Origin of the sequence: Phytohabitans rumicis (assembly GCF_011764445.1) — a bacterium.
In the GTDB taxonomy this organism is placed as follows: Bacteria; Actinomycetota; Actinomycetes; order Mycobacteriales; family Micromonosporaceae; genus Phytohabitans; species Phytohabitans rumicis.
The window spans coordinates 2,151,289-2,177,720 of the sequence record NZ_BLPG01000001.1 but is presented as its reverse complement, the minus strand read 5'-3'; the positions used below and the strand labels follow the sequence as shown (position 1 = coordinate 2,177,720).

The 26,432-nt window shown below is 72.0% G+C and carries 27 protein-coding genes; 24 read left to right on the top strand and 3 right to left on the bottom strand.

Annotated features, from left to right (window positions below; translation table 11 throughout):
* Positions 1-75: 75 nt before the first annotated feature.
* From Prum_RS09300 to Prum_RS09225, 16 genes are all read left to right on the top strand, one after another.
* Positions 76-864 carry a cell division protein FtsQ/DivIB gene (locus tag Prum_RS09300; protein ID WP_173075651.1) on the top strand — a complete coding sequence of 263 codons (789 nt, stop codon included), beginning with the start codon at positions 76-78 and terminating at the stop codon, positions 862-864.
* Between the two features lie 222 nt (positions 865-1,086).
* The gene (ftsZ, locus tag Prum_RS09295) at positions 1,087-2,199 is read left to right on the top strand and encodes a cell division protein FtsZ (protein WP_173075649.1); all 1,113 of its coding nucleotides are present in this window, start codon (positions 1,087-1,089) and stop codon (positions 2,197-2,199) included.
* A gap of 2 nt (positions 2,200-2,201) precedes the next feature.
* Entirely contained in the window at positions 2,202-2,921 is a 720-nt protein-coding gene (locus tag Prum_RS09290; protein WP_173083578.1) for a YggS family pyridoxal phosphate-dependent enzyme, read from the top strand.
* Positions 2,922-3,047: 126 nt separating this feature from the next.
* Positions 3,048-3,740 carry a cell division protein SepF gene (locus tag Prum_RS09285; RefSeq protein WP_173075647.1) on the top strand — a complete coding sequence of 231 codons (693 nt, stop codon included), beginning with the start codon at positions 3,048-3,050 and terminating at the stop codon, positions 3,738-3,740.
* A gap of 24 nt (positions 3,741-3,764) precedes the next feature.
* Positions 3,765-4,061, top strand: coding sequence for a YggT family protein (locus Prum_RS09280; RefSeq protein ID WP_173075645.1), 297 nt, complete (start codon positions 3,765-3,767; stop codon positions 4,059-4,061).
* A gap of 50 nt (positions 4,062-4,111) precedes the next feature.
* The gene (locus Prum_RS09275) at positions 4,112-4,906 is read left to right on the top strand and encodes a DivIVA domain-containing protein (protein ID WP_173075643.1); all 795 of its coding nucleotides are present in this window, start codon (positions 4,112-4,114) and stop codon (positions 4,904-4,906) included.
* A 51-nt stretch (positions 4,907-4,957) separates the two neighbouring features.
* Positions 4,958-5,659 carry a hypothetical protein gene (locus tag Prum_RS09270; protein WP_173075641.1) on the top strand — a complete coding sequence of 234 codons (702 nt, stop codon included), beginning with the start codon at positions 4,958-4,960 and terminating at the stop codon, positions 5,657-5,659.
* A gap of 47 nt (positions 5,660-5,706) precedes the next feature.
* Positions 5,707-6,000, top strand: a complete 294-nt coding sequence (locus Prum_RS09265) for a DUF167 domain-containing protein (RefSeq protein WP_173075639.1) — start codon at positions 5,707-5,709, stop codon at positions 5,998-6,000.
* Entirely contained in the window at positions 5,997-7,502 is a 1,506-nt protein-coding gene (locus Prum_RS09260; protein ID WP_173075637.1) for a potassium/proton antiporter, read from the top strand. Before Prum_RS09265 ends, Prum_RS09260 begins: the two co-directional genes overlap by 4 nt.
* 1,427 nt (positions 7,503-8,929) lie before the next feature.
* Complete coding sequence (locus Prum_RS09255; protein WP_173083576.1) at positions 8,930-9,349, top strand: TraR/DksA family transcriptional regulator; 420 nt, start codon at positions 8,930-8,932, stop codon at positions 9,347-9,349.
* Complete coding sequence (gene lspA, locus Prum_RS09250; protein ID WP_371871209.1) at positions 9,313-9,909, top strand: signal peptidase II; 597 nt, start codon at positions 9,313-9,315, stop codon at positions 9,907-9,909. Before Prum_RS09255 ends, lspA begins: the two co-directional genes overlap by 37 nt.
* Entirely contained in the window at positions 9,906-10,835 is a 930-nt protein-coding gene (locus Prum_RS09245; RefSeq protein ID WP_173075633.1) for an RluA family pseudouridine synthase, read from the top strand. Before lspA ends, Prum_RS09245 begins: the two co-directional genes overlap by 4 nt.
* 27 nt (positions 10,836-10,862) lie before the next feature.
* Positions 10,863-11,876, top strand: coding sequence for a hypothetical protein (locus tag Prum_RS09240; RefSeq protein WP_173075632.1), 1,014 nt, complete (start codon positions 10,863-10,865; stop codon positions 11,874-11,876).
* 178 nt (positions 11,877-12,054) lie between these two features.
* Entirely contained in the window at positions 12,055-13,497 is a 1,443-nt protein-coding gene (locus tag Prum_RS09235) for a MinD/ParA family ATP-binding protein (protein ID WP_173075631.1), read from the top strand.
* A gap of 76 nt (positions 13,498-13,573) precedes the next feature.
* Positions 13,574-17,095 carry a DNA polymerase III subunit alpha gene (dnaE, locus tag Prum_RS09230; RefSeq protein ID WP_173075630.1) on the top strand — a complete coding sequence of 1,174 codons (3,522 nt, stop codon included), beginning with the start codon at positions 13,574-13,576 and terminating at the stop codon, positions 17,093-17,095.
* A 793-nt stretch (positions 17,096-17,888) separates the two neighbouring features.
* Positions 17,889-18,812: a DUF2567 domain-containing protein gene (locus Prum_RS09225; RefSeq protein ID WP_246277766.1), complete on the top strand. Its 924-nt coding sequence runs from the start codon at positions 17,889-17,891 to the stop codon at positions 18,810-18,812.
* On the opposite strand, the gene Prum_RS09220 is transcribed toward Prum_RS09225, so the two are convergent.
* Positions 18,727-19,410 (bottom strand): LON peptidase substrate-binding domain-containing protein, encoded by a 684-nt coding sequence (locus tag Prum_RS09220; protein WP_173075629.1) that lies wholly within the window; start codon positions 19,408-19,410, stop codon positions 18,727-18,729. The two genes, Prum_RS09225 and Prum_RS09220, sit on opposite strands and share 86 nt — an antisense overlap.
* 89 nt (positions 19,411-19,499) lie before the next feature.
* Here Prum_RS09220 and hisD point away from each other — a divergent pair, with 89 nt between their 5' ends.
* The 8 genes from hisD (at position 19,500) to hisF (ending at position 25,249) form a co-directional block, all read left to right on the top strand.
* Positions 19,500-20,789 carry a histidinol dehydrogenase gene (gene hisD / locus Prum_RS09215; RefSeq protein ID WP_173075628.1) on the top strand — a complete coding sequence of 430 codons (1,290 nt, stop codon included), beginning with the start codon at positions 19,500-19,502 and terminating at the stop codon, positions 20,787-20,789.
* Positions 20,786-21,844, top strand: coding sequence for a histidinol-phosphate transaminase (locus Prum_RS09210; RefSeq protein WP_173075627.1), 1,059 nt, complete (start codon positions 20,786-20,788; stop codon positions 21,842-21,844). Before hisD ends, Prum_RS09210 begins: the two co-directional genes overlap by 4 nt.
* Positions 21,841-22,452, top strand: a complete 612-nt coding sequence (gene hisB / locus Prum_RS09205; protein ID WP_173075626.1) for an imidazoleglycerol-phosphate dehydratase HisB — start codon at positions 21,841-21,843, stop codon at positions 22,450-22,452. Before Prum_RS09210 ends, hisB begins: the two co-directional genes overlap by 4 nt.
* Positions 22,453-22,573: 121 nt before the next feature.
* Complete coding sequence (locus Prum_RS09200; RefSeq protein WP_173075625.1) at positions 22,574-22,744, top strand: CG2302 family histidine operon protein; 171 nt, start codon at positions 22,574-22,576, stop codon at positions 22,742-22,744.
* Entirely contained in the window at positions 22,744-23,349 is a 606-nt protein-coding gene (gene hisH / locus Prum_RS09195; protein WP_173075624.1) for an imidazole glycerol phosphate synthase subunit HisH, read from the top strand. Before Prum_RS09200 ends, hisH begins: the two co-directional genes overlap by 1 nt.
* Positions 23,350-23,444: 95 nt before the next feature.
* A complete protein-coding gene (locus Prum_RS09190; protein WP_173083572.1) occupies positions 23,445-23,762 on the top strand; it encodes a hypothetical protein in 318 nt (105 codons plus the stop codon).
* 12 nt (positions 23,763-23,774) lie between these two features.
* Complete coding sequence (gene priA / locus Prum_RS09185) at positions 23,775-24,494, top strand: bifunctional 1-(5-phosphoribosyl)-5-((5-phosphoribosylamino)methylideneamino)imidazole-4-carboxamide isomerase/phosphoribosylanthranilate isomerase PriA (RefSeq protein WP_173075623.1); 720 nt, start codon at positions 23,775-23,777, stop codon at positions 24,492-24,494.
* Positions 24,491-25,249: an imidazole glycerol phosphate synthase subunit HisF gene (gene hisF, locus Prum_RS09180; protein WP_173075622.1), complete on the top strand. Its 759-nt coding sequence runs from the start codon at positions 24,491-24,493 to the stop codon at positions 25,247-25,249. Before priA ends, hisF begins: the two co-directional genes overlap by 4 nt.
* A gap of 60 nt (positions 25,250-25,309) precedes the next feature.
* Here the strand turns inward: hisF and Prum_RS09175 are convergent, their stop codons facing one another.
* A complete protein-coding gene (locus Prum_RS09175; protein ID WP_173075621.1) occupies positions 25,310-25,723 on the bottom strand; it encodes a hypothetical protein in 414 nt (137 codons plus the stop codon).
* A gap of 54 nt (positions 25,724-25,777) precedes the next feature.
* Positions 25,778-26,410 (bottom strand): membrane protein YczE, encoded by a 633-nt coding sequence (gene yczE / locus Prum_RS09170; RefSeq protein ID WP_173075620.1) that lies wholly within the window; start codon positions 26,408-26,410, stop codon positions 25,778-25,780.
* Positions 26,411-26,432 lie beyond the last annotated feature (22 nt).

Sequence of the window (26,432 nt, the reverse complement as noted above, 5' to 3'; positions counted from 1 at the left end):
CCACCTCTCCGTGATCAAGGCGTCCTTCAAGTCGTCATCACGACTTGAAGGACGCCTTGATCACGGGAGGATGCGATGACGGCGCCGGGAGGAAGGGGTGCCGGCGGTCGGGCCCGGCGGTGGCGACTGGTCCGCGCGCACAGCGACGCGGTGCCGGCCTCCGTCCGCCGGTTCATGGCCCGGGCCCGGCGCCGCCGGCTCAGGGCCGCGCTGCCCTGGGCCACCGTCGGCGGCCTGCTGGCGCTCGCGGGGCTGATCACCTGGATCGTGTACGGCACCGGCGTGTTCGGCGTGCGCGAGGTGCGAATCACGGGCACCGAGATCCTGACCGCCGCGGAGGTCCAGCGCGCCGCCGCGGTGCCGGACGGCGAAGCGCTGGCCCGGGTCGACCTGAGCGGCATCGAGAAGCGCGTCGGTGCGCTCGCGCCGGCCGGCCGGGTCATCGCGTCCCGGGACTGGCCCGGCACGATCGCGATCGAGGTGGTGGAGCGCACCCCCGTGGTGGCGGTGCCGCAGGGCAAGCAGTTCGTACTGGTGGACGCGGCCGGGGTGGCGTTTCATACGGTCCGCTCCCGGCCCGCGCAGCTGCCGCTGGCCCGGCTGACCAAGCCCGGCCCGGACGACGCGGCCACCCGGGCCGCCCTGGCGGTGCTCGCGGCGCTGAGCGACGACCTGCGCAAGCAGCTGTCCGCGGTCGCGGTCGAGGGCCCGGCCCGGATCAAGCTGGAGCTGCGTGGCGACCGCACGATCATCTGGGGCGACGCGTCCCAGAGCGACGCGAAGAGCCGCGTCGCCACGGCACTGCTGCCGCGCGACGGCACGGTCATCGACGTGAGCGCGCCCGAGGTCGTCACGATCCGCTAGGGCGTGGCTCCACTTGGCATGGTCCTTTTCGGACTTTGGACGTGACAACTTCAAGATCGCGCAGGTGGGGCGGCGTGTCAGCCTTGGATCATTCGCGGGTGGCGCCTAGCGTCCCGAGTGAGGTCAAGTAGTTGACATAACTCTAAGCCTCTAGTAGAGGGTGAGGGTTAACGCCTTCGCTCCGGAGACCGGCCGGCAAACCTCGGGAGGGAAGGCACACCGATGACACCACCGCACAACTACCTCGCGGTCATCAAGGTCGTCGGCATCGGGGGCGGCGGGGTCAACGCCGTCAACCGGATGATCGAGGTTGGCCTGAAGGGCGTCGAGTTCATCGCGATCAACACCGATGCCCAGGCGCTCCTGATGAGCGACGCCGACGTCAAGCTCGACGTCGGCCGGGAGCTGACCCGGGGGTTGGGCGCGGGCGCCAACCCCGACGTCGGCAAGAACGCGGCGGAAGACCACCGCGACGAGATCGAAGAGGTGCTCAAGGGCGCCGACATGGTGTTCGTGACCTGCGGCGAGGGCGGCGGCACCGGCACCGGCGGGGCGCCCGTGGTGGCCCAGATCGCCCGCAAGCTCGGCGCGCTGACGATCGGCGTGGTCACCCGGCCGTTCTCGTTCGAGGGCAAGCGCCGGCAGGTGCAGGCCGAGGCGGGCATCGACGAGCTGCGCAACCAGTGCGACACGCTCATCGTGATCCCCAACGACCGGCTGCTCGCCCTGGGCGACCGCGGGATCTCCATGATGGACGCGTTCCGCCAGGCCGACCAGGTGCTGCTGTCCGGTGTCCAGGGCATCACCGACCTGATCACCACGCCCGGCCTGATCAACCTGGACTTCGCCGACGTGAAGAGCGTGATGAGCGGCGCGGGCAGCGCGCTCATGGGCATCGGCAGCGCCCGTGGCGACAGCCGCGCGGTGGAGGCGGCCGAGAAGGCGATCTCCAGCCCGCTGCTGGAGCAGAGCATGGACGGTGCCCGGGGCGTACTGCTGTCCATCGCGGGCGGCTCCGACCTCGGCCTGTTCGAGATCAACGACGCCGCACAGCTGGTGACCGACGCGGCCCACCCGGACGCCAACATCATCTTCGGTGCGGTGATCGACGACGCGCTCGGCGACGAGGTGCGGGTGACCGTGATAGCGGCTGGATTCGACGGCGGTGCGCCCGCGTACAAGCCGGCCGAGCCGCCGCGCAAGGCCACCCCGCCGCGGGTCGACACGCCGCTGCCGACGAGCGCGCCGCCGGTGCCGCCGGCAGCTCCGCCGCCGGCCCGCCGGGTACTCTTCGACGACGTGGACGTTCCGGACTTTTTGAAGAACGGCTCCTAGCCATCGCCAGAGAGGCGGAGATCCGCGCCGGCCTGGTGGCCGTGCGGGAGCGGATCGGCGCGGCGTGCGAGGCGGTCGCGCGCGATCCCGGCGAGGTCACGCTCGTCGTGGTCACGAAGACGTACCCGGCCAGCGACGTCGAGCTCCTCGCCGGGCTCGGGGTCGCGGACGTCGGGGAGAACAGGGACCAGGAGGCGGCGCCCAAGGCCGCGGCCGTTGCGGCGGCCGGGGCCCGGGTCCGCTGGCACTTCGTCGGGCAGCTCCAGCGCAACAAGTGCCGGTCGGTGGCGGGCTACGCGGACGTGGTCCACTCCGTCGACGGCGTACGGCTGGCGCGCGCGCTCGCCGGGGCCGCCGAACGGCACCGGGAGCGGCCTCTCGACGTACTCGTGCAGGTGAGCATCGACGGCGACCCCGCCCGCGGCGGCGCGGTGGTCGGCGCCGGGGAGCCGGACCGGCAGCTCGACCGGGTGGCGGCGGCCGTGGCCGGCGCCGCCCCGCTGCGGCTGGCCGGCGTCATGGCGGTCGCGCCGATGCACTGGGTGCCCGAGGCGGCGTTCGAGAAGCTGGCCGAGGTGTCGGCGCGGTTGCGGGCGGATTACCCGGCCGCGACCGCCGTCTCGGCCGGGATGAGCGGCGATCTGGAGCCCGCGATTGCCCACGGCGCGACACACGTGCGCATCGGCAGCGCGGTCCTCGGAACGCGTGCCAAGCTGCGGTAGCCTGACGGCGGGCACCGAACTACATCAGTGTTATTCGTGGTTCCTCAGTGGGGCCTCAGGCCGGTGTTCGCGTACGCGACAGGCACGCCAGGGGGCGCGTGCCGCCCGGCGGAGGGAGGTGAGCGCATGAGCGCTCTGCGCAAGGCGGGGGTTTGGCTCGGTCTCGTCGAGGAAGAGGACGACGACCGTTCATACGACGACGGCTACGACAACAACAGGGGGCACTACCGGGAGCGGGAGTCCAGCTACCGGGAGAGCCGCACGAGCCGGTACGCCGAGGAGTTCGCCGACGAGGAGGACGAGGTCGACGAGCCGCCGGCGCCGCGGTCGCGCGGCCGGCTGGCCGAGCGGGCCCCGCTGGAGCGGATCTCGCGGGCGGAGTTGGAGCGTGCCGACGCCGACCGTGCCGAGCGGGCCAGCGTGCGCTCGATCACGCGGCCGAGCGCTCCGGAGCCGGTCAGCTATCCGACGCGGGAGAACCTGGCCCTGGCGCCGCAGGTGCAGTTGCGGGAGCGGGCGGTCGTCGCCGACGAGGACCAGCGCTACCAGATCACCACTCTGCACCCGACCACTTACCGAGAGGCACGAACGATCGGTGAGCACTTCCGCGACGGTGTACCTGTGATCATTAATCTCACCGAGATGGATGAGGCAGACGCCCGCCGACTGGTCGATTTCGCGGCCGGTTTGGCGTTCGGGCTGCGCGGTACGATCGAGCGGGTGACCAACCGGGTATTCCTGCTCTCTCCGGCCAACGTCCAGGTCACCGCGGAGGACAAGGCCAAAATCGCAGAGGGCGGGTTTTTCAGTTTGAGCTAACCCGACCGAGGGACCACGTCTGCTGTGCTGTCGATCACGTTGCAAGTCACCTACCTGGTGATTTATGGCTTCTTCCTGACGCTCCTTGCCCGGTTTGTCCTAGGTGCAGTCCTCCAGTACGGACGGCGCTGGCAACCCGGTCGAGGGGCTTCAGCCGCACTCGAGTCGGTGTGGACCGTCACCGATCCACCCCTCAAGGCGTTGAGGCGTGTGATCCCACCACTGCGAATTGGTACTGTCAGCTTCGACCTGGCCTCCCTTGTGTTGCTGGTTATTCTGTTCGTGCTGATGTACGTGGTAGGGCGGTTGATCACTGCGTGAACGCGCAGTGACCAGTCGCTACGCGGCCGCAACTGACCCGAGGAGTTTCGATGCCGCTCACCCCGGCCGACGTTCACAACGTCGCCTTCAAGAAGCCTCCGATAGGCAAGCGGGGGTACGACGAGGAGGAGGTCGACGCCTTCCTGGACGAGGTTGAGCGCGAGCTCGCCCGTCTGATCGAGGAGAACAACGAGCTTCGCGCCCAGGTCGAGCGCGGTGGCGGTCGAGGCGGCGCACCAGCCGGCCCGGGCGCCGACCCGCGGCTTGCGGCCGAGCTCAACGACATGAAGGCGCAGCTCGACCGCGTACAGCGGGACAAGGCCGCCGCCGAGCAGGCGGCCCGCGCCATGCAGGCCGAGCTGGAGCAGGTGCGTTCGCAGGGCGGCCCGGTCGTGGGCGGCGACGGCGAGCAGCAGGCCCTGCGCGTGCTGATGATGGCCCAGCGCACGGCCGACGACCACGTCGCCGACGCCCGGCGCGAGGCCGACAAGCTGCTGTCCGACGCCCGGTCCAAGGCGGAAGAGGTCACCCGCGAGGCGCGGGCCAAGGCCGACGCCCTGGAGCGGGACGCGCGCCAGCGGCACCAGGAGGCGATGGGCGGCCTGGACGCCAAGCGCACCGCCCTGCAGAAGCACATCGAAGAGCTCAAGCAGTTCGAGCGCGAGTACCGCACCCGGCTCAAGGCGTACCTGGAGAGCCAGCTGCGGGACCTCGACGGTCGGGGGCAGGGCCTCGAAGCCGAGATGACCCGCGCGGACGGCAACCGTGCCGTCGGCGGCTCCGGTGGCCTGGCTACGGCCGGTTCGTACGGCGGAGGCCGTTCGGGCGCGCTCGAGAGCCGGTAACTGAACGAGTCCAAAACGAGAAGAAGCCGTTTCATGCGGCGGGGGTGAGCCGTGATCGTCGGAAGTCTGCTGCTCATCCTCGTCGCCGTCACGCTGCTCGTGTTCGGCCTGATCTTCGGGTCCAGCGCGTTGCTGATCAGCTCCATCGCGGCGAGCCTGCTGGCCGCCGTCGCATTGGTCGTGGGTGCCCGCCAGGCAGCCGCCGCCCGCGGCGACGCCGGCTTCGCCGACGATGAGCGCGAGCGTGCCGGCGACGAGGGCGGGGAAGAAGACCGAGACCGCCGCCGTGCGCTGCCGGCCGGGGTACGGGCGACCGAGTCGATCGGTCGCCGTACCGGCCCGGTTTTCACACCGCCCGCCCGGCCCGCCGAGCACACCATGCGCTTCGAGTCGCCGGTGGCCCTGGCCGAGCCCGACGTGGACTACGCACCTCGCGAGGCGCTGGGCTACACCGCGCCGGAGATCGTCCCGGCCGACGAGGCGACGACCGGCGACATCCTGGACGACGCGGACCCGCCGGACGAGCCCGCCGCCCAGTACGTCTCGCCCGCCGACGCCGCCCGGGTCGCCCGGATGACGGCCGAGGTGCTGGTGATCGACGGCCGCCCGCGCTACCACCTGGCCGGCTGCGTGCACCTGCTGGGCCGGGAGAGCGAGTCGCTGCCCGTCGGCGAGGCGGCCGACCTGGGCTTCTCCCCGTGCAGCCGGTGCGAGCCGGACAGCGCGCTGCTGGCCGACGCCCGCCGGGTCTGACCGGCCCATCCGATCCCGTGACGCCCAGCGTGTCGGCACAATGAGGCATGGTCACGCCGATCTCGCTGTCCGTACCGGTACGGGTCAAGCCCGGCTCCGCCCGAGCCCGGGTGGGTGGGCGGCACGACGGCCCGTACGGGGCGGCGCTGATCGTCGCCGTCAACGCCCCGGCGGTTGACGGGCGGGCCACCGAGGCCGCGCGGCGGGCGCTGGCCGAGGCGCTCGGCGTACGGCCGGCGCACGTGACCCTCCGCGCCGGGGCGGCCAGCCGCGACAAGCTCTTCGTGGTCACCGGCGCCGCGGATCTGCCCAGCCGGCTCGCGCTGATCATGGACTCATGAGCGACGGGCTGGACGTCGCGCTCCTCATCGGAGCCGCGGTCCTGCTCGTCGCCGTCGGCGCGGTACGGCTGTCCACCCGACTCGGCGTCCCCAGCCTCCTGGTCTACCTGGCGCTCGGGGTGGCGATCGGCGAGTCCGGGCTCGGCATCGACTTCGAGAACGCGGAGCTGACCCGCGTCCTCGGGTTCTGCGCGCTCATCGTGATCATCGCGGAGGGCGGGCTGACCGCCCGGTGGGCGACGCTGCGTCCGGTGTTGGGCGAGTCGGCCACCCTCGCCACGGTCGGCGTCCTGATCAGCTCGGTGGTCGTCGGCGTCGCCGTGTACGTCGCGTTCGACGAGGACTGGCGCGTCGCCCTGCTGTACGGCGCGGTGCTCTCCTCCACCGACGCCGCGGCCGTCTTCGCGACGCTGCGCCGGCTGCGCCTCCCGCCCCGACTGGTGGCCACCCTCGAGGCCGAGTCCGGCATGAACGACGCCCCCGCCGTGCTGCTGGTCGTCCTGCTCTCCAGCACCCCGGTCGGCGGCGGCCACCCCTGGTGGTACGAGGTGCTCGTCGTCGCGTACGAACTGGTGGCCGGCGCGGCGATCGGTTTCGTGGTCGGGATGGCCGGGAAGTGGGGCCTGCGCCGGGCCGCCCTCCCATCGGCCGGGCTCTACCCGATCGCGGCGGTGGGCCTGACCGTCCTGGCGTACGCGGCCGGCGCCGTGGCCCACGCGTCCGGCTTCCTCGCCGTGTACGTCGCCGGCGTCGTGCTCGGCAACGCCCGGCTGCCGCACCGGCAGGCCATCCTCGGCTTCGCGGACGGGCTGGCCTGGCTGGCGCAGATCGGGCTCTTCGTCCTGCTCGGCCTGCTCGCCTCGCCGGAACGCCTGGACGAGGCGGTGCTGCCGGCCATCGTCGCCGGGCTGGCGCTCGTGCTGCTCGCCCGGCCGCTGTCGGTGGTCGTGTCGGCGACGCCGTTCCGGGTGGGCCTGCGCGACCAGGCGTTCCTGTCCTGGGCCGGGCTGCGCGGTGCGGTCCCGATCGTGCTCGCCACCGTCCCGCTGTCGGCGCAGGTGCCGGGCGCGACGCGGCTGTTCGACGTGGTGTTCGTGCTGGTCGTGATCTTCACGCTGGTGCAGGCGTCCACCCTGGGCCCGGTGGCGCGCCTGCTGGGGATCACCGCGCCGGCCGAGGCCGCCGAGATCAGGGTGGAGACCGCCCCGCTCGACCGGATGCAGGCCGACCTGCTCCAGCTCGAGGTGCCACCGGGCTCCCGGCTGGCCGGCGTACACCTGGACGAACTGCGGCTGCCGGTCGGCGCGGCGGTGACCCTGGTGCTGCGCGACGGCGTGGGCTTCGTGCCCCGGCCGGACACCCGGCTCAAGGTCGGCGACAGCCTCCTGATCGTCGCCACCGCCCAGGTCCGGGACGCCACCGAGCGCCGGCTGCGCGCGGTCAGCCGCCGTGGCCGGCTGGCGCGCTGGTTCTCCGAGTACGGCGACGACCGCGACGCATAAACACCGCCTCGCGCGGTGATCATGAAGTTAGCGTCAAAATGGAGCGCTCTCGCCGACGCTAACTCCATGATCACCGCGCGAGGGCGGGCATGATGTGGCATTGGTGATGGATGAGGGAGTACGCCCGCGAGTGAGGAATTATTGATCTAGAGTGGCTTTCGCCCGGTTTGCGGGTTTAGCAGCCTCTGAATTGGGTACGAACGGTGCGGCATGTTGTCGGACGTCCTCACGTTCCGTATTCTTGCCAGCCACCGGAGTGCGCGGCGTCCCGCCGCGCGCCCGTTTTGCAAGTGGGGGACACGATGGCCGAGCGGGCGAACGCCGCGCGCAAGGCGGCATCGAAGAGCGGTGCGTCCACGCGCGCCGTGGGGGCTCGGGCCGCGGCTAACCGCGCCGCGACCGTGCCCGCGACCAAGGCGCCGGCGGGTAAGAAGGCCGCCCCGGCACGCAAGGCGGGGTCCGGACCGGCCCGCAAGACCGGCGCCACCCCGGCCGCGAAGAAGGCCGCCAACAAGACCGCGGTCAAGAAGGCCACAACGCCGCCGGCCAAGGCCGCGCCAGCGAAGTCCGCGAAGGCGACCGCGCCCGCGAAGAGTACGGCGAGGAAGGCCGCGCCGGGCAAGGCCGTGACCACCGCAGCGCCGGCCAAGGCGACCGCGCCGGGCAAGGCCGTGACCACCGCAGCGCCGGCCAAGGCGACCGCGCCGGCCAAGGCGACCGCGCCGGCCAAGGCGACCGCGAAGAAGGCGGCGGCGGGGAAGGCCGTGCCAGCGAGGGCCACCAAGGCGAAGAAGGCGCCGGCCAAGGCGGCAGCGGCGAGCCAGGCCCCGGCCAAGAAGGCGCCCGCGACGAAGACCGCGGCGACGAAGGCCCCCGCCAAGGCGAGTACCACCAAGGCGAGCGCCGCGAAGGCGAGCGCGGTCAAGGCGAGTACCGCCAAGGCAGCGCCGGCCAAGGCGAGCACTACCAAGGCAGCGCCGGCCAAGAAGGCGGCCCCGGCGAGGGCCACCAAGGCCGTGGCCCCAGCGAAGGCCGCAACCGTGGCCCCGGCGAAGGCCGCCAAGGCGAGCACCACCAAGGCGGGCAAGAAGGCGGCCCCGGCGAAGGGGGTAAAAGCTACCAAGGCCGCCCCGACCAAGGCAGGCAAGAGGGCGCCGGCCCGAGCCGCGCAGACCACACCGGCTCAGCGCTCCGGCGTACTCGAAAAGGAAGCTGAACCACCGCGCAAGAGTGCGCGACCGCAGACACCGGCACCGACGACGGCGCCGGCGGAGGCCCTTGTGGCCCCCAGGCCGCCCGAAAGGGCGGCGACCGCCGCTCCAGCGGCTCCGGCGCAACCCGCCGGCGGCGCTGCAAGCACCACCACACCGACCGCGGCCACCCAGGCCCCGCCGATCGCCGCGGAGACCGCGGCCAAGGGAGCGACGATGGCGAAGCCAGCCGACACCAAGACCGCCACGAGCCGCAAGCCGGCGAAGGGGACCCGCAGCGCCGCGGAGACCGAGAAGATCCGGGCCGCCCTGGCGGCGCGCCGGGACGAGTTGCGCGACGAGTACGATCAGACGCTGAGCGAGATTACCGAGTTGCAGCGCGAGCGGCTGACCGACTCGGCCGGGGACGACCAGGCCGATACGGGCACCAAGACGTTCGAGCGGGAGCAGGAGATCTCTCTCGCGAATGGCATCCTGGAGCGGATCAGCCAGGTGGAGCGTGCGCTGGAGCGGCTCGACGAGGGCAGCTACGGCTGGTGTGAGCGGTGCGGCAACCCCATTCCGGTGGAGCGGCTCGCCGCGTTCCCGTCCGCGACGTTGTGTGTGACCTGCAAGCAGTTGGAGGAAAGGCGCTGAGTGCTACGGCTTCGGACGCGCCGGCCGTCGATGAACGGCCGGCGCCGGCACGGCGACCAGCGGTCCTGATTCTGGTCGCCACCGCCGCTGTCGCGGTCGCGATCGACCAGGTCACGAAGCAGCTCGCGCTGTCCCATCTCGAGGACGGCGATCCGGTACGCCTGCTGGGCGGCGCGGTCTACCTGAGCCTGACCCGCAACAGCGGGGCGGCGTTCAGCCTGGGCAGCGACTACACGTTCGTGTTTCCGCTGATCACGTCGGCGGTCATCGGGTGGATCGCGTGGATGGCGCTGCGCCTGCGGTCGGTGCCGTGGGGCGTCGCGCTGGGCCTGGTGCTCGGCGGTGCGCTGGGCAACGTGGTGGACCGGATCTTCCGGGCGCCCGGCTTCCTGGTCGGGCACGTGGTCGACATGGTCAGCCTCTTCGATCCGCGCGGCCAGGTTTGGCCGATCTTCAACGTGGCCGACAGCGCGCTGGTGTGTGGCGTGCTGCTGGCGGTCGGGCTGGAGTTCACCGGGCGGCAGCGGGACGGCACCCGGGTTCGGAGTCTTAAGAAGTGAGTGACACACGGTCGCTGCCGGTGCCCGACGGGCTCGACGGGCTGCGCCTGGACCAGGCGGTGTCGCGGCTGTTCGGGCTGTCCCGGACGGCCGCCGCGGCCCTGGTCGAGGCCGGTGACGCGCTCGTCGACGGCTTCCCGCGGCCGAAGGCCGACAAGGTCAGCGCCGGCTCGTGGCTGGAGGTCACGCTGCCCGCGCCGCCGGCCGCGATCGAGGTGGTCCCGCAGGCCGTGCCAGGACTCCGCGTCATCTACGCGGACGACGACATCGTCGTGGTCGACAAGCCGGTCGGTGTGGCCGCGCATCCCAGTCCGGGGTGGAGCGGACCGACCGTCATCGGCGGGCTCGCCGCGGTCGGGCACCGGATCTCCACCAGCGGCGCCGCCGAGCGGCAGGGCATCGTGCACCGCCTCGACGTCGGCACCACCGGCGTGATGGTGGTGGCCAAGAGCGAGCACGCTTACAGCGCGCTCAAGCGCGCGTTCAAGGAGCGCGAGGTCGACAAGCGCTACCACGCCGTCGTGCAGGGCCATCTCGATCCACTACGGGGTACGGTCGACGCGCCGATCGACCGGCACCCGACACACGACTACAAGTGGGCGGTGATGTCGGGCGGCAAACCCAGCGTCACGCACTACGACACGCTGGAAGCCTTTCCGGCGGCAAGTCTTGTCGATGTGCGGCTGGAAACCGGCCGTACGCACCAGATCCGGGTCCACTTCTCGGCCATGCGGCACCCATGCGTCGGTGACCTGACGTATGGTGCGGACCCGACACTCGCGGCCAGGTTGAAGCTGTCCAGGCAGTGGTTACACGCCCGTGCGCTCAGCTTCCTGCACCCCCGTACGGGGGAAGAAGTTCGCTTCGTCAGCGACTACCCTGATGACCTGGCGCAGGCGTTGGCCATCCTCCGTGACGCCGCGTGACCAGACGACTCAAGGGAGAGCAACGCCGTGCGCGCTGGCGACCTGCTGCGCCGGTTGGACAGCCGGTTGTTGCCGCCACTGGCGCACGCCATGTCCAAACTGGCCCAGGGGCGCACTCGGATGCGGGTCCTGACCGGTGCCGCGTTGCTGTCCGCTACCGCGGTGTTGCTGACCGCGGTGTGGGCCGTGGACCGGCAGCCGGCCGGAGATCCCACCGTCGGTGAGGTCGTGCGGGTCGGCGTGTTCGAGGGCCAGTCGATCCCCGGCTACGTCGCGTCGAGCCGCGAAGAGCTGGCCGGCCTGCTGGCGACGCCCCCGTCCGGGCCGGGCGAGACGTACGCGTTGGTCACGCTTTCGGCGTATCTGGCGCCCGATCGGCTGACCCCCCTGCTGGGTGGGGTCGCGGTCGCCGAGGTGCTCGGCCGGGTGCCGCTCGCCGACGCACAAACCCAGATAGTGCACATTCCCGCGAATCGCATCCCGACCGACGTCGTCGCCGGCATGGCGGCGGTCGCCGATCGCAAGGAGGCGGAGGCCCGCGAGTACCGCGAGCTGAGCCGCAAACTCACCGGCCAGAGCGCCCGCGAGCGCGAGCTCCGGCAGGTGTACGACACGGGTGCGGCCATCGCCGCGGCGGAGGCGACCGCCTACCGGTCGTCCTGTTCATGCGTGTACGCGGCGGTGATTCGTGCCACACCGGTCGCGCTGGACCAGATCTCCGCGCGCCCCGAGGTGCGGGCCGTGGACCCGGCTCCCGAGGTGCAGCGGCTCGACCGCGCGGTGTTCCTGCCGCCGCTGCCCGAGCAGGACGACATCGTGCACCCGCCGGCCGATACCGGGCTGCCCTCGCCGGAGGTGTCCGCGCCGGCCACGTATGCTGCGGACCCCGGCTCGGCTAGCCCTTCCGCCCAGCCCGAACCGGCGCCGTCGACCGAGCCGAGCCCGTCCGACGGCGTGCCCACCACCGACCCGACGCAGAGCCCAGCGCCCTCCTCGGCGCCCACCACCGAACCCGCCGGTACGCCCTCAACGGGCACCTGATGCCGGCCGCCAGCATCCCTGTGTGTCGAAGTGCGTTGAACCGTTGACGAGCCTGGCCCGTGTCCAGATCGGGGTGATGTGGGCGTTGTTCGCTTGTGGGGCCGATGGTGTGGTCTGAATAAGGATTTGTTCGTAGCCTGTCAGGGCGGGACCTATATGGCGCTGGGAGGGACGAGCCGTGGAGGGCACCGAGACCGGCTGGGGCCGGCCTGCGGAACCAGCGCCGCGTTGGCGGGCGCTGCTCGACCGTGCCCGCGGCGGCCGTACCGGTGAGCAACCCGCGGTCGACCCGAGGGGCCGGCCACGGCGGGTGCCGAGCCCGCTCGACGGTCGCCCCGACGACGACGGCCCCGCGTTCGACCTGCCGCCGCCCCGGTCGCTGGACGGTGGCTGGGACGACGAGCCGCGCGGGTCGTCCTTCAACGGCTCCCGTGGCTTCGACGAACCGCCCTTCGAGGGTCCGCCGCCTCGGCCCCGTGGGTCCAACGGGCGGGCCCGTCCGCCCGCCTATCCCGGCCCGGAGGCGTACGGCAGCCCGGTCGGCTACCCGGAGGACGGCTACCCGCCGGACGCCCGCTACGCCGAGCCTGGGTACGCGGAGCCCGGGTACGCCGAGCCGCGCTACCCCGAGCGCCGGTACGAGCCGCAACCGTCGGCTCCCGGCGGGTACAGCCGCTGGTCCGAGCTCGAAGGTGGCTGGCAGCCGCCACCCCCGCAGCCACCACCCCCACCGCCGCCACCGGCCCCGCCGGTGAGGGACAACGGGTACAACCCGGTCGCGCAGGTCGAGTTCCGGCAGACCCGGCCGGACGCCGAGGTGGAGCGCGCGGTCAGCGTGCTGCGCCGCGACCTGGGCACGCCCAAGGTGCTCGCGTTCGCCAACCCCAAGGGTGGCGTGCACAAGACCACCGCGACCGTGCTCGCCGCGGCGACCGTCGGCAGCGTACGCGGGCGCGGGGTGCTCGCCTGGGACGACAACGAGCTGCGCGGCACACTCGGGCTGCGGGCCGGCAGCGCCCGGCACGCGCGCACCATCCGGCACCTGATCGCCGACCTCGCCGACGTCGAGGCGCGGCACGGCCTGGAGCTCAAGGAAGAGCTCGACGACTACCTGCGGCACGCCTCCGACGGCTCGTACGACGTGCTGGCCGGCGAGGAGAGCCCGCGGTTCGCCCAGCGCCTCGACCAGTACACCGTCCGGCGGGTGCTGGAGCTGCTGCGCCGTACCCACGACGTGATCTGTGTGGACACCGGCAACAACGTGGAGAGCGCGAACTGGCAGACCGTGCTGCAGGCCGCCGACCAGCTCGTGATCACGACGGTGCCGCGGGAGGACGCCGCGTTCACCGCCGACTGGATGCTCGACCTGCTCGACGAGGTCGGCATGGGCGAGCTGGCGGCCAACGCGGTCACCCTGCTGTCCTGCCCGACGCCGGGGCATTCGCCGCTGCTGGACGACCTAGCGCGGCACTTCGCGACGCGTACCCGGGCGGTCGCGATCGTCCCGTACGACCCGGCCCTGGAGACCGGCTCGTCCATCGAGTACGCCCAACTGCAACCCGAGACGCGGGAGTCCTGGCTCAAGGCGGCATCGGTGATGCTGGAGCCGTTCGTCCGCTGACGCGTGTCCCCCCTGCCGCGTGTCATACCTGCGGGCTAGGCTCGTGGCCGGCAGTCAAGGGAGAGGGGGCCTGAGGGTGTCTGACTCGTTCGTGCACCTGCACGTGCACACCGAGTATTCGATGCTCGACGGCGCCGCCCGGCTCAAGGAGCTTTTCAGCGAGGCCAACCGGCTGGAGATGCCGGCCCTCGCGATGACCGACCACGGCAACCTCTTCGGGGCGTACGACTTCTTCAAGCAGGCGACCGGCGCGGGCATCAAGCCGATCATCGGCCTCGAGGCGTACCTCACACCCGGCACCGACCGCCGCGACCGGACCAGGGTGCGCTGGGCCGATGGCGGGGAAAACGACGTTTCCGGCGGCGGCGCGTACACGCACATGACGATGCTGGCCGCCGACGCCGTGGGCCTGCAAAACCTGTTCCGGCTCGGGTCGTTCGCGAGCCTGGAGGGCTACTTCTACAAGCCGCGCGCCGACCGCGAGCTGCTCCACCAGCACGCGAAGGGCCTCATCGCCACGACCGGCTGCCCGTCCGGCGAGGTGCAGACCTGGCTGCGCATCGGCAATTTCGAGAAGGCGTGCGAGTCGGCGGCCGAGTTCCGCGACATCTTCGGCCCGGACAACTTCTATCTGGAGTTGATGGACCACGGGCTCGACATCGAGACCCGGATCCGCGCGGACCTGATCCGCCTCGGCAAGCGGCTCAACCTCAAGCCGGTGGCCACCAACGACCTGCACTACACGTACGACAAGGACGCCGACGCGCACGAGGTGCTGCTGTGCGTGCAGTCCGGCTCGACGATGGCCGACCCGAAGCGGTTCAGGTTCGACGCGCGCGACTTCTACCTCAAGTCGCCGGCCGAGATGCGCAAGCTGTGGGACGCCGAGGTGCCCGGTGCCTGCGACAACACGCTGGAGATCGCGGAGAAGATCGGCGACTACGCGGAGCTGTTCAAGGCGCGCAACCTGATGCCGCAGTTCCCGGTGCCGGCGGGGGAGAGCGAGGAGTCGTTCCTGCGCAAGGAGGTCCTGCGGGGCCTGGAGCGGCGCTTCCCCAACGGGGTGCCCGACGACCGGCGCCAGCAGGCCGAGTACGAGCTGGACGTCATCCTCAAGATGGGGTTCCCGGGCTACTTCCTGGTGACCGCCGACCTGGTGGCGTACGCCAAGCGCGAGGGCATCCGGGTCGGCCCGGGGCGTGGCTCGGCCGCGGGCGCCCTGATCGCGTACGCGCTGGGCATCACCGAGCTCGACCCGATGCAGCACGGCCTGCTGTTCGAGCGGTTCCTCAACCCCGACCGCATCTCGATGCCCGACATCGACATGGACTTCGACGAACGCCGGCGCGGCGACATGATCCGCTACGCCACGGAGAAGTACGGCGAGGAGCGGGTCGCCCAGATCATCACGTACGGCACGATCAAGGCCAAGGCCGCGATCAAGGACGCGGCCCGGGTGCTCGGCTACCCGTTCGCGATGGGCGACCGGATCACCAAGGCGATGCCGCCGGCCGTCATGGGCAAGGACATCCCGCTCGGCGGCATCTTCGACCCCAACCACGCGCGCTACCCCGAGGCGGTGGAGTTCCGCCAGCTGTACGAGTCCGACGCCGAGGTGCAGAAGATCGTCGACACCGCCAAGGGCCTCGAAGGGCTCAAGCGGCAGTGGGGCGTGCACGCGGCCGGCGTCATCCTGTCCCGCGACCCCCTCGTCGACGTCCTGCCGATCCAAAAGCGCGAGCAGGACGGCGCGATCATCACGCAGTGGGACATGGGCGCCTGCGAGTCCATCGGCCTGCTCAAGATGGACTTCCTGGGCCTGCGCAACCTGACCATCCTCGACGACTGCCTCGACTCCATCCGCGACAACCGGGGCACCGACCTCGTGCTCGAGGACCTGCCGCTGGACGACAAGGCGACGTACGAGCTGCTGGCCCGCGGCGACACGCTGGGTGTCTTCCAGTTCGACGGCGGCCCGATGCGGGCGCTGCTGCGCTCGATGGTCCCGGACAACTTCGAGGACATCTCCGCCGTGGGCGCGCTCTACCGCCCCGGACCGATGGGCGCCAACGCCCACAACGAGTACGCGGACCGGAAGAACAACCGCAAGCCGGTGGTCCCGATCCACCCCGAGCTGGCCGACTCACTGAAGGACATCCTGGGCGACACCTACGGGCTGATCGTCTACCAGGAGCAGGTCATGGCGATCGCGCAGAAGGTGGCCGGCTACTCGCTCGGCGCCGCGGACCTGCTGCGCCGGGCCATGGGCAAGAAGAAGAAGGAGATCCTCGACAAGGAGTTCGAGCCGTTCGCCGCCGGCATGAAGGCCAACGGCTACTCCGACGCGGCGATCAAGACGCTGTGGGACATCCTGGTCCCGTTCTCCGACTACGCGTTCAACAAGGCACACAGCGCGGCGTACGGCGTGGTGTCGTACTGGACCGCGTTCCTCAAGGCCAACTACCCGGCCGAGTACATGGGCGGCCTGCTCACCTCGGTCGGCGACGACAAGGACAAGTCGGCCGTCTACCTCGCCGAGTGCCGGCGCATGGGCATCAAGGTGCTGCCGCCGGACGTCAACGCGTCGATGGCCCGCTTCGCCGCCGTCGGGGAGGACATCCGGTTCGGCCTCGCCGCCGTACGCAACGTCGGCACCAACGTGGTCGAGGCGATCCGGCGGTGCCGCAAGGAAAAGGGCGCCTACACCGACTTCTACGACTTCCTGCGCAAGGTCGACGCGGTGGCCTGCAACAAGAAGACCATCGAATCGCTGATCAAGGCCGGCGCGTTCGACTCCATGGGGCACACCCGCAAAGGGCTGCTCGCCGTGCACACCGACGCGATCGACTCGTTCCTCGACACCAAGCGCAACGAGGCGGTCGGCCAGTTCGACCTCTTCGGCGGCGGCGACATCGGGGGCGCGCCCATCGAGGTGACCCCGCCCATCCCCACCGGCGAGTGGGACAAGGCCGACCTGCTGACGTTCGAGCGCGAGATGCTCGGGCTGTACGTCTCGGACCACCCGCTCTTCGGCGTCGAGCACGTACTGAGCGCGGCCGCCGACATGTCCATCTCCGCGCTCGCCGAGGATGGCTCGGTCTCCGACGGCCAGGTCGTCACGCTGGCCGGCATCCTGTCCGGCGTACAGCGGCGGATCACCAAGCAGGGCCGCGCCTGGGCGTCGGCCACGCTGGAGGACCTCGGCGGCGCGGTCGAGGTGCTCTTCTTCCCCAACACGTACGAGGTGGTCGGGCAGTACATCGCCGAAGACGCGATCGTGGTGGTCAAGGGCCGGGTCGACCGGCGCGACGACCAGCCGCGGCTGATGGCGATGGACATGTCCCTGCCCGAGATCACCGCCGCCGACGAGGTCAAGCCCGTGGTGCTGGCACTGCCCCCGTCGCGCTGCACCCCGCCGCTGGTCGAACGGCTGCGCGAGGTGCTCACCAGCCACCCCGGCTCGGCCGAGGTGCACATCAAGCTGGTGAACGGGTCCCGCTCGACCCTGCTGCGCCTGGGCCCGACCCGGGTCAACCCGACCACGGCCCTGATGGCCGACCTGAAGGCCCTCCTGGGCCCGAGCGCGGTCGCCGGCTAACCCCATCTCTTCGCGCCGCGACGCCGCCCGCGCCCCGCGCCGTGCGTGGCCCCGCCCCGCGCCGTGCGCGCGAGGCCGCGCCTGCGGCCCCGCGCCGCGACGCCGCGTCGATCAAGGGCATATGGTCGTGCTTTGATCTCCAAACCGCGACCATATGCCCTTGATCGACGATGTTTTCCTTGATCGACGGGCCCGGCGGGGGTCCGCGGTTCGGTGCGGGCCTTGCACGGAGCCGCAGGCGGGCGCGGCCGTGCACGGAGCCGCAGACAGGGCGCGGCCGTGGACAGAGCGGCGGACCGGGCGCGGTCCTGCACTGAGCGGCGGGCCGGGCGCGGGCCGCGGTGCCGGGCGTGGACGGGTACGCGTCGTCGGGTAGCTCGGGCCGTGACTGGAACACCAGTGCTGTATCAGCGTCGCCATAACAGCACTGGTGTTCCAGTCACGGGGCTGGCCGAGCGGGCGTGGGCATCGCGCCTGGTGGCCCGCTGGGCGCGGCGCGCCTCGCCGGCTCGGCGACGGTCAAACCGGCCGCGCTGGAGCCCAGGCGCCGCGTCGATCAAGGACTTTCGCGTCGATCAAGGGCATATGGTCGTGGTTTGGAGATCAAAGCACGACCATATGCCCTTGATCGACGCAGAAAGCGCGAGAACGGGGCGGAAACGGCGGGGAAGCGGAAGCGGCGCGGGAGCGGGGAGGCGGAAACGGGCGGGAAAGGCGGGGAGGCGGGGGAAGGCTTGATCGACGGGCGGGGCCCGAGGCATGCAAAAGGGGGTCGGCCTGAGAGGATCGGGGGGTGAGCGGGACGATGGACGGCGGCGAGGTGGTCAACTCGCACCCCCAGGAGCCGCACCCGGTACCCGAATCCCCGCGAGCGGGGCGGGTGGCGGCTGTCGGGCTAGGGACGGCGGTGGTGCTGGCCGCGCTCGGTGCGCCGCTGGGCTGGCTGTGGTCGGCGTTCGCCCCGGACGTTCCGCTTGTCAAGACGGCGAACGGCATGCAGCTCACCGAGCCGCAGCCGGAGCAGTTCGTGGCGGCGGACGGGTGGTACAGCCTGCTGGGCCTCGGGTTCGGGGTGCTGGCGGCGATCGCCGTGTGGGTGCTGCTGCGGCGCTACCGGGGGCCGGTGACCCTGCTCGCCGTGGCGGTCGGGACGGTCGGGGCCGCGCTCATCGCCTGGTGGCTGGGGAGCCGGCTGGGGCAGGACGCGTTCGAGCGGCTGGTCGCCAGCGCGCCGGTCGGTACGACGGTGAGCCAGCCGCCGGAGCTGCGGGCGGGCGGGTTCGAGTGGGTGTACGGCTTCATCCCCACGCTGCGCGGTGACGTGCTGCTGCCCGCGTTCGGGGCGGTCGTGACGTACACCTTGATGGCCGGCTGGTCGCGGTACGCGACGCTGGTGCCCGAGCAGGAGCCGGAGTTGGACGCCGAGCCGGCGGTCTTCGGCCCGCGCCCGGCGGCCGAGTGGCAGGCCGCGACGTGGTCGCGCCCCACGCCGGCGACCGGCTCGCCGGTGCCCGACCGGGGACCGTGGCAGATCAACGGCGCCGGGATCGACGGTGGGCCGGGGCCGACCAACGACACCATGCCCGGTGCGGGGCCGTGGGCGACCCCGCCGGCCGAGCCGAACGGTGACGTCAGTTCGCGCTCACCGGCACCGCAAGCTCCGACAGAGGCACCGGCACCGCCCGTACCTGACCCAGCAGCGCCGCCTCGCGACTGAGCAGGCGCAGCTCGTTGCGCAGCCGGATCGCGGTGTCGTCGGCGGCCAGGAGCTCCTGGCGGTCCTCGACGGTGAGCGCCGCGGTGGCCGCGACCAGGTGGGACAGGACGGTCGGGTCCTCGGGCAGCTGCTCGGTGAGCTCGACGTCCACGGCCTCGCCGCCGGTGCGCATCAGCCGCAGGTACCGGCGGAACACGGCCAGCACGCGCGGGGCCAGCAGCTCGGCGAGGTCTTCCTGCCCGCTGGGCTCGGGCAGCCATTCGACCTCGCCGGTGAGGTAGGGCCGGGACTCGGCGTCGACGCCGGTGAGGCGGAAGCGGCGGCGGCCCACGGTGACGATGTCGAAGCGCCCGTCGTCCAGCTCGGTCACCTGGCGCAGCTCCGCCGTACACCCGATGTCGTGGAGGCTGACCTCGGCGGAGGCCGCCTCCCAGCCGCGCCGGATGGCCACCACGCCGAACTCGCGCGGGGTGTCCTCGGGCTGGGCGACCAGGTGGCGGACCAGCTCGCGATAGCGGTCCTCGAAGATGTGCAGCGGCAACACCAGACCGGGGAAAAGCACCGTCCCCAGCGGAAACACCGGCAGCCGCGGACTCATCTACAGAGCTTATCGGGTCAATCTCAGTGCCTGGACCGGCCAGATGGGCGCGGCTGGGCGGTCCCACGGGCCCGAATAGACTCGGTGGCGTGTTGAACCGGATCGACCTGCGCGGCAGCGCCACGGACCCGCGCGGCCTGTTGCCCCGTGCCCAGCTCGACGTCTCCGTCGCGGTCGACAAGATCCGCCCGGTCGTCGAGGCGGTACGGGAGCATGGGTTCGCCGCGATCCGGGAGGCGACCGAACGGTTCGACGGCGTGCGGCTGGAGCGGCTCCGGGTGCCGGCCGAGGCGATCGCGGCCGCGGCCGACACGCTCGACCCCGAGGTGCGGGCGGCCCTGACCGAGGCGATCACCCGGGTACGCAAGGTGCACGCCGACCAGCGGCGGGCCGAGGTGACCACCCAGGTGGTGCCGGGTGGCAGCGTCACCGAGCGCTGGGTCCCGGTGTCGCGCGTCGGGCTGTACGTGCCGGGTGGCCTTGCCATGTACCCCTCGACCGTGGTCATGAACGTCGTCCCCGCCCAGGTGGCGGGCGTCGATTCGCTGGTCATCGCGAGCCCGCCCCAGGTCGACAACGGCGGCCTGCCGGACGCCCGGGTCCTCGCCGCCTGCGCGCTGCTCGGCGTCGAGGAGGTGTACGCGGTCGGCGGCGCCCAGGCGATCGCGATGCTCGCGTACGGGGCGGAGGAGTGCCGGCCCGTCGACATGGTCACCGGGCCGGGCAACATCTGGGTCACCGCGGCCAAGCGGCTGCTGCGCGGCGTGGTGGGCATCGACGCCGAGGCCGGCCCGACCGAGATCGCGATCCTGGCCGACGACACGGCCGACCCGGTGCACGTCGCCGCCGACCTGATCAGCCAGGCCGAGCACGACCCGCTCGCCGCGAGCGTGCTGGTCACGCCGTCGCAGGCGCTGGTCGAGGCGGTGGAGCGGGAGCTGACCCGGCAGGTGGCCGCGACCAAGCACAGTGCCCGGATCACCGAGGCGCTGACCGGCCCCCAGTCGGGCGCGGTGCTGGTCGACGACCTGGCGGCCGGGCTGCGGGTGGTCGACGCGTACGCGGCCGAGCACCTGGAGATCCAGACCGTGGACGCCCGGGAGTGGGCCATGCGGGTACGCAACGCGGGCGCGGTCTTCGTCGGGGCGTACTCGCCGGTGTCGCTCGGCGACTACTGCGCCGGGTCCAACCATGTGCTGCCCACCGGCGGCTGCGCGCGGCACTCGTCGGGGCTGTCGGTGCAGACGTTCCTGCGCGGCATCCACATCGTCGACTACGACGAGGCGGCGCTGCGCGACGTGGCCGGCCATGTGGTCACGCTCGCCAACGTGGAGGACCTGCCGGCGCACGGCGAAGCGGTGTCGGTGAGGTTCGCGTGACCCTCCCGATCCGTGACGACCTGCGGGGACTGACCGCGTACGGCGCGCCGCAGCTCGACGTACCCGTCCGGCTGAACACCAACGAGAACTCGTACCCGGTGCCGGACGCCGTGGTGGAGGCGCTCGGCAAGGCGCTGCAGGCCGAGCTGCGCGACCTCAACCGCTACCCGGACCGGGACGCGGTGGCGCTGCGTACCGACCTGGCCGCGTACCTCGGGCACGACCTCACCACGGACCAGGTGTGGGCCGCGAACGGCTCCAACGAGATCCAGCAGCAGCTGCTGCAGGCGTTCGCCGGGCCGGGGCGCATTGCGCTGGGCTTCACGCCGGCGTACTCGATGCATCCGCTCCTCGCCGTTGGCACCGGCACCGCTTGGGTGGACGGCTACCGGGCGGCGGACTTCGGGCTCACCGCCGCGCACGCGGTGGAGCAGATCGAGCGGCACCGGCCCGACCTCGTCTTCCTCTGCTCGCCCAACAACCCGACCGGCACCGCCCTCGACCCGGCGGTGGTGACCGCGGTGCTCGACGCCGCGCCCGGCATGGTGGTGGTCGACGAGGCGTACGCGGAGTTCGCCCGCGCGGGCACGCCCAGCGCGCTCGGCGTGCTGCCGGGCAACCAGCGGCTGGTGGTGACCCGCACGATGAGCAAGGCGTTCGGGTTCGCCGGCGGCCGGTTGGGCTACCTCGCGGCCGACCCCGCGGTCGTCGACGCCGTGCAGCTCGTCCGCCTGCCGTACCACCTGTCGTCGCTGACGCAGGCCGCGGCGCGCGCGGCGCTGGCCCACCGCGACGCCCTGCTCGCCACGGTCGAGGCGATCAAGGAGCAGCGCGACCGGATCGTCAGCGTCCTGCGCGAACGGGGCATGCGCGTCGCGGACAGCGACGCCAACTTCGTGCTCTTCCAGACCCAACCGGACCAGAAAAAGAGCTGGCGGGCGCTGCTCGACCGTGGTGTGCTCGTGCGCGACGTCGGGTTGCCCGGCTGGCTGCGGGTCACCGCGGGCACGCCTGCCGAAACGGACGCCTTCCTATCGTCGATGGAGTCGCTGTGAGTCGCACGGCCCGGATCGAACGCACCACCAAGGAAACCAAGGTGCTGGTCGAGGTCGACCTCGACGGCACCGGCAAGGGCGACATCAGCACCGGGGTCGGCTTCTACGACCACATGCTGAACCAGATCGCCCGGCACGGCGGCTTCGACCTGACCGTGCACACGGTCGGCGACCTGGAGATCGACGCCCATCACACCATGGAGGACACCGCGCTCGCGCTGGGCGCGGCCTTCGCGGAGGCGCTCGGCGACAAGGCCGGCATCCGGCGGTACGGCTCGGCCGTCGTACCCATGGACGAGGTCCTGGTGCAGGCGGCGGTCGACCTGTCCGGCCGGCCCTACGTGGTGCACGACGAGCCGCTCCTGGCCCCGTACATCGGGCCGGTCTACCCGACCAGCATGACCCGGCACATCTGGGAGTCGTTCGGCCAGGCCGCGCGCGTCACGCTGCACGTGACGGTGCTGCGGGCCGCGCGCCCCGGCGGCCACCCCGACGCGCACCACGTGGTCGAGGGGCAGTTCAAGGCGGTCGCTCGGGCGCTGCGCGAGGCGACCGCGCTCGACCCGCGCGTGGCCGGCGCGGTGCCCAGCACCAAGGGGATGTTGTGAGCTCGCTCCGTGGCGCGGCGGCGCTTGGATCGGCCCGGGTGACCACCGACTCGCCTGACCAGGTCGGGCCGATCCAAGCGCCGCCTAAAGGCGCCGCGGAGCGAGCTCACCAGGAGGAATCATGAGCAGCGCAATTCCGGTCGTGCTGTTCGCGCTCGCCGGAGTGCTCGTCGGGGGTGCCTGGTCGATGCACAAGCAGGGCGCCGCGAAGGGCGCCATCGGGCTGGTCGCGGTGCTCGCCGCGCTCGCGGTCGGCGGCGGCGTGCTCTGGCTGATCCCCGGAGACGGCTGATGGCCCCCCGGGTGGTCATCCTCGACTACGGGTCGGGCAACATGCGGTCCGCCGAGCGGGCGCTCGCCCGGGCCGGCGGCGACGTCACGGTCACCCCCGACCTCGACGCCGCGGCCGCCGCCGACGGGCTCGTCGTGCCGGGCGTCGGCGCCTACGCCGCCTGCATGGCCGGCGTCGACGCGCTGGGCGCCGGCCCGGTCATCGCCGAACGGGCCGCCGCCGGGCGCCCGGTCCTCGGCATCTGCGTCGGGGCGCAGATCCTTTTCGAGTACGGCGATGAGCACGGCACCGTCACCAAAGGACTGGGCCTGTTTCCGGGCGGCGTGACCCGGCTGCCCGCCAAGCGGCTGCCGCACATCGGGTGGAACACGGTCGATCCGGCCCCCGGCTCGACCCTCTTCGCCGGCCTGCCGCCCGGGACGCGCTTCTACTTCGTCCACTCCTACGCCGCCAACACCACCGGCCCAGGCGTGACGACCTGCACGCACGGTGCCCCCTTCCTGGCCGCGATCGAACGCGCCGCGGTCTCCGCCTGCCAGTTCCACCCGGAGAAGTCCGGCGACGCCGGCGCCACCCTGCTCCGCAACTGGGTCGGCTCCCTATGACCCCCGATCCCCCGGTGATCAGGGAGTGGCTCGGGCGTTTTGCGGCGCGCCGAGAGAGCTGGTCCCTGATCAACTCGATCCTCCCGGCGGCCGGCGTGGCTAAGGAGCGGGCGCGGCGGCGGGCGGAGCGCGAAGCCCTGGCCGCGAAGGAGCGGGCCGCGGCCGAGCGTCGCCGCCGGCGCCGGGCTGCCCTGCGCCGGTTGAAGCCCTCGTTGCCGCGCCGCCGCCGTACCGGCCGGCTCCTCGCCCGGCGCAGTCGCTTCGAGCGGGCCGGCATCGTCGCGGTGACCGTGGTGCTGCTCGTCGCGGTCTGGCTGTTCGTTGACCCCATCGCGCTGCGGCTGGCGCTGATCGCCCTGCTCGTGCTCGTCCTCCCGGCCGTCGTGGTGATCGCGTTCGGCCGGCGCACCTGAATTGGAGTTGTTGTGAGCCTCGTCCTCCTCCCCGCCGTCGACGTCGCCGACGGCCAGGCCGTCCGCCTGGTCCAGGGCGCCGCCGGCAGCGAGACCGTGTACGGCGACCCGCTCGACGCGGCACTGGCCTGGCAGCGCGACGGCGCCTCCTGGGTGCACCTGGTCGACCTGGACGCCGCGTTCGGCCGGGGCTCCAACGCCGCCCAACTGGCCGACGTGGTCGCCCGGCTGGACGTCCAGGTGGAACTGTCCGGCGGCATCCGCGACGACGAGTCGCTGCGCCGGGCGCTCGCCACCGGGGCGGCCCGGGTCAACATCGGCACCGCCGCCCTCGAGGACCCGCAGTGGTGCGACCGGGTGGTTGGCGAGTACGGCGACCAGGTCGCGATAGGGCTCGACGTACGCGGGCACACGCTGTCCGCGCGCGGCTGGACCCGCGACGGCGGCGACCTCTTCGAGGTGCTGGAGCGCCTGGAGAAGGCCGGCTGCCAGCGGTACGTGGTGACCGACGTGCACCGCGACGGCACGCTCACCGGCCCCAACCTGGACCTGCTGCGCGAGGTGTGCGCGCGCACCGACAAGCCGGTCATCGCCAGCGGCGGGGTGTCCACCCTGGACGACCTGCGCGCGCTGACCACACTGGAGGCGGACGGCGTGGAGGGCGTCATCGTCGGCAAGGCGCTGTACGCGGGCGCGTTCACCGTTCCGCAGGCGCTGGCGGCACTCGCATGACCGTGGCCGTACGCGTGATCCCCTGCCTCGACGTGGACGCCGGGCGGGTGGTCAAGGGCGTGAACTTCCTCGACCTGCGGGACGCCGGCGACCCGGTCGAGTTGGCGGCGGCGTACGACGCGGCCGGCGCCGACGAGCTGACCTTCCTCGACGTGACGGCGTCCTCGGACGACCGGGGCACGATGCTCGACGTGGTACGCCGTACCGCCGAGTCGGTCTTCATCCCGCTCACCGTGGGCGGGGGAGTGCGTTCGGTGGCCAACGTCGACGTGCTGCTGCGCGCCGGTGCCGACAAGGTGGGCGTCAACACTGCGGCGATCGCCCGGCCGGCGCTCATCGCGGAGATCGCCGACCGGTTCGGCAACCAGGTGCTGGTGCTGTCCCTGGACGTACGGCGCGGGGCGACGGCGAGCGGCTTCGAGGTCACCACGCACGGTGGGCGCCGGGGCACCGGCATCGACGCGGTCGAGTGGGCCGCGCGCGGTGCCGAGCTGGGTGCCGGCGAGATCCTGCTCAACTCGATGGACGCCGACGGCACCAAGGCCGGTTTCGACCTGGAGCTGATCCGGGCGGTACGGGCGGCGGTGGACATCCCGGTGATCGCCAGCGGGGGTGCGGGCGCGTTGGGCGACTTCCCGCCCGCGGTCGAGGCGGGCGCCGACGCGGTGCTCGCCGCCAGCGTCTTCCACTTCGGCGAGCTGACCATCAGCGACGTCAAGCAGACCCTGCGCTCCGCAGGTGTCGAGGTCCGCTGAGCGGTTAGGAAGGGGCCCTTCCTATGCAGAAAGCGTTAACAGGGTGCCCTTCCTTGCACCTCAGGGGGCGAAGGCGGAGCGGACGGCGGCGCCGTAGTCGTCCTCGCTCAGCGACCAGGTTGCCGTGCCGGGCTGGCGGGACCTGTTCAGGATGCCCAGCATCGTGTCGACCGTGCTGGACAGGCCGGAGCGGGGGCGGGTGCGCCAGAGCGTCTCGCCGGTCGGGGTGAGGCGGAAGAAGCCTTCCGTCACGGAGACCAGCCCGGCGCCGAGCAGCCGACGGATCGCGGTCTCCACCTCGTCACGCCCGGGGATGGACTGGTGCAGGTGCTCGGCGGTGGCCAGCACCTCGGCCAGCGGTACGCCCTCGGGGCGCCGGGTGTTCGGGGACCTGAGGTGCCGCCCGGAGCCGCCGCCGATGACCACCGAAACGAAGATCCACGCGTCGCTCCGGGCCCAATCCGCGTCCGCCATGGCGCAATATTGCCTTGATCGAGCCGCCTCCGGGTAGCGGTTGTGATTTCCGGATCAAAATGCTGGCGCATCGATCCGTTCACCCTTACCGTCCATAATGGACTCTGTCGGTCGGACGGTGAAGAGCGGGATGAACGCGTGTGCCAGCGGCCCGATCGCCAGGGCGTACGCGATGGTGCCGAGGCCCACTGTGCCACCGAGGAGCCAGCCGACCGAAAGTACGGTCACCTCGATGACCGTACGGACGACCCGGATCGACCGACCGGGCCGCCGCGCCACGAATCCGGTCATCAGGCCGTCCCGGGGACCCGGGCCGAGGCGGGCGCCGATGTACAGGCCGGTGGCGACCCCGTTGAGCAGGATGCCGGAGATCAGGAACGCCAGCCGCGCGGCCATCGGCTCGACGGTGGGCAGGAGCGCGATCGCGCCGTCCACGGCCAGGCCGATCACCACGACATTGGATACCGTGCCGAGGCCGGGACGCTGGCGCAGCGGGATCCACAGCAGCAGGACCGCCGCGCCCGTGATGATCACGATCAGGCCGAAGCGGAGCCCGGTCACCTCGGAAAGTCCCTGGTGAAAGACGTCCCACGGATCCAGGCCCAGCGTCGACTCGACCATCAGGGCCATGCTCAGCCCGTACAGGACGAGTCCGGCGTAGAGCTGAGTGAGCCTGCGAGTGATCATAGGTGCCACTTTGCAGGCCAAT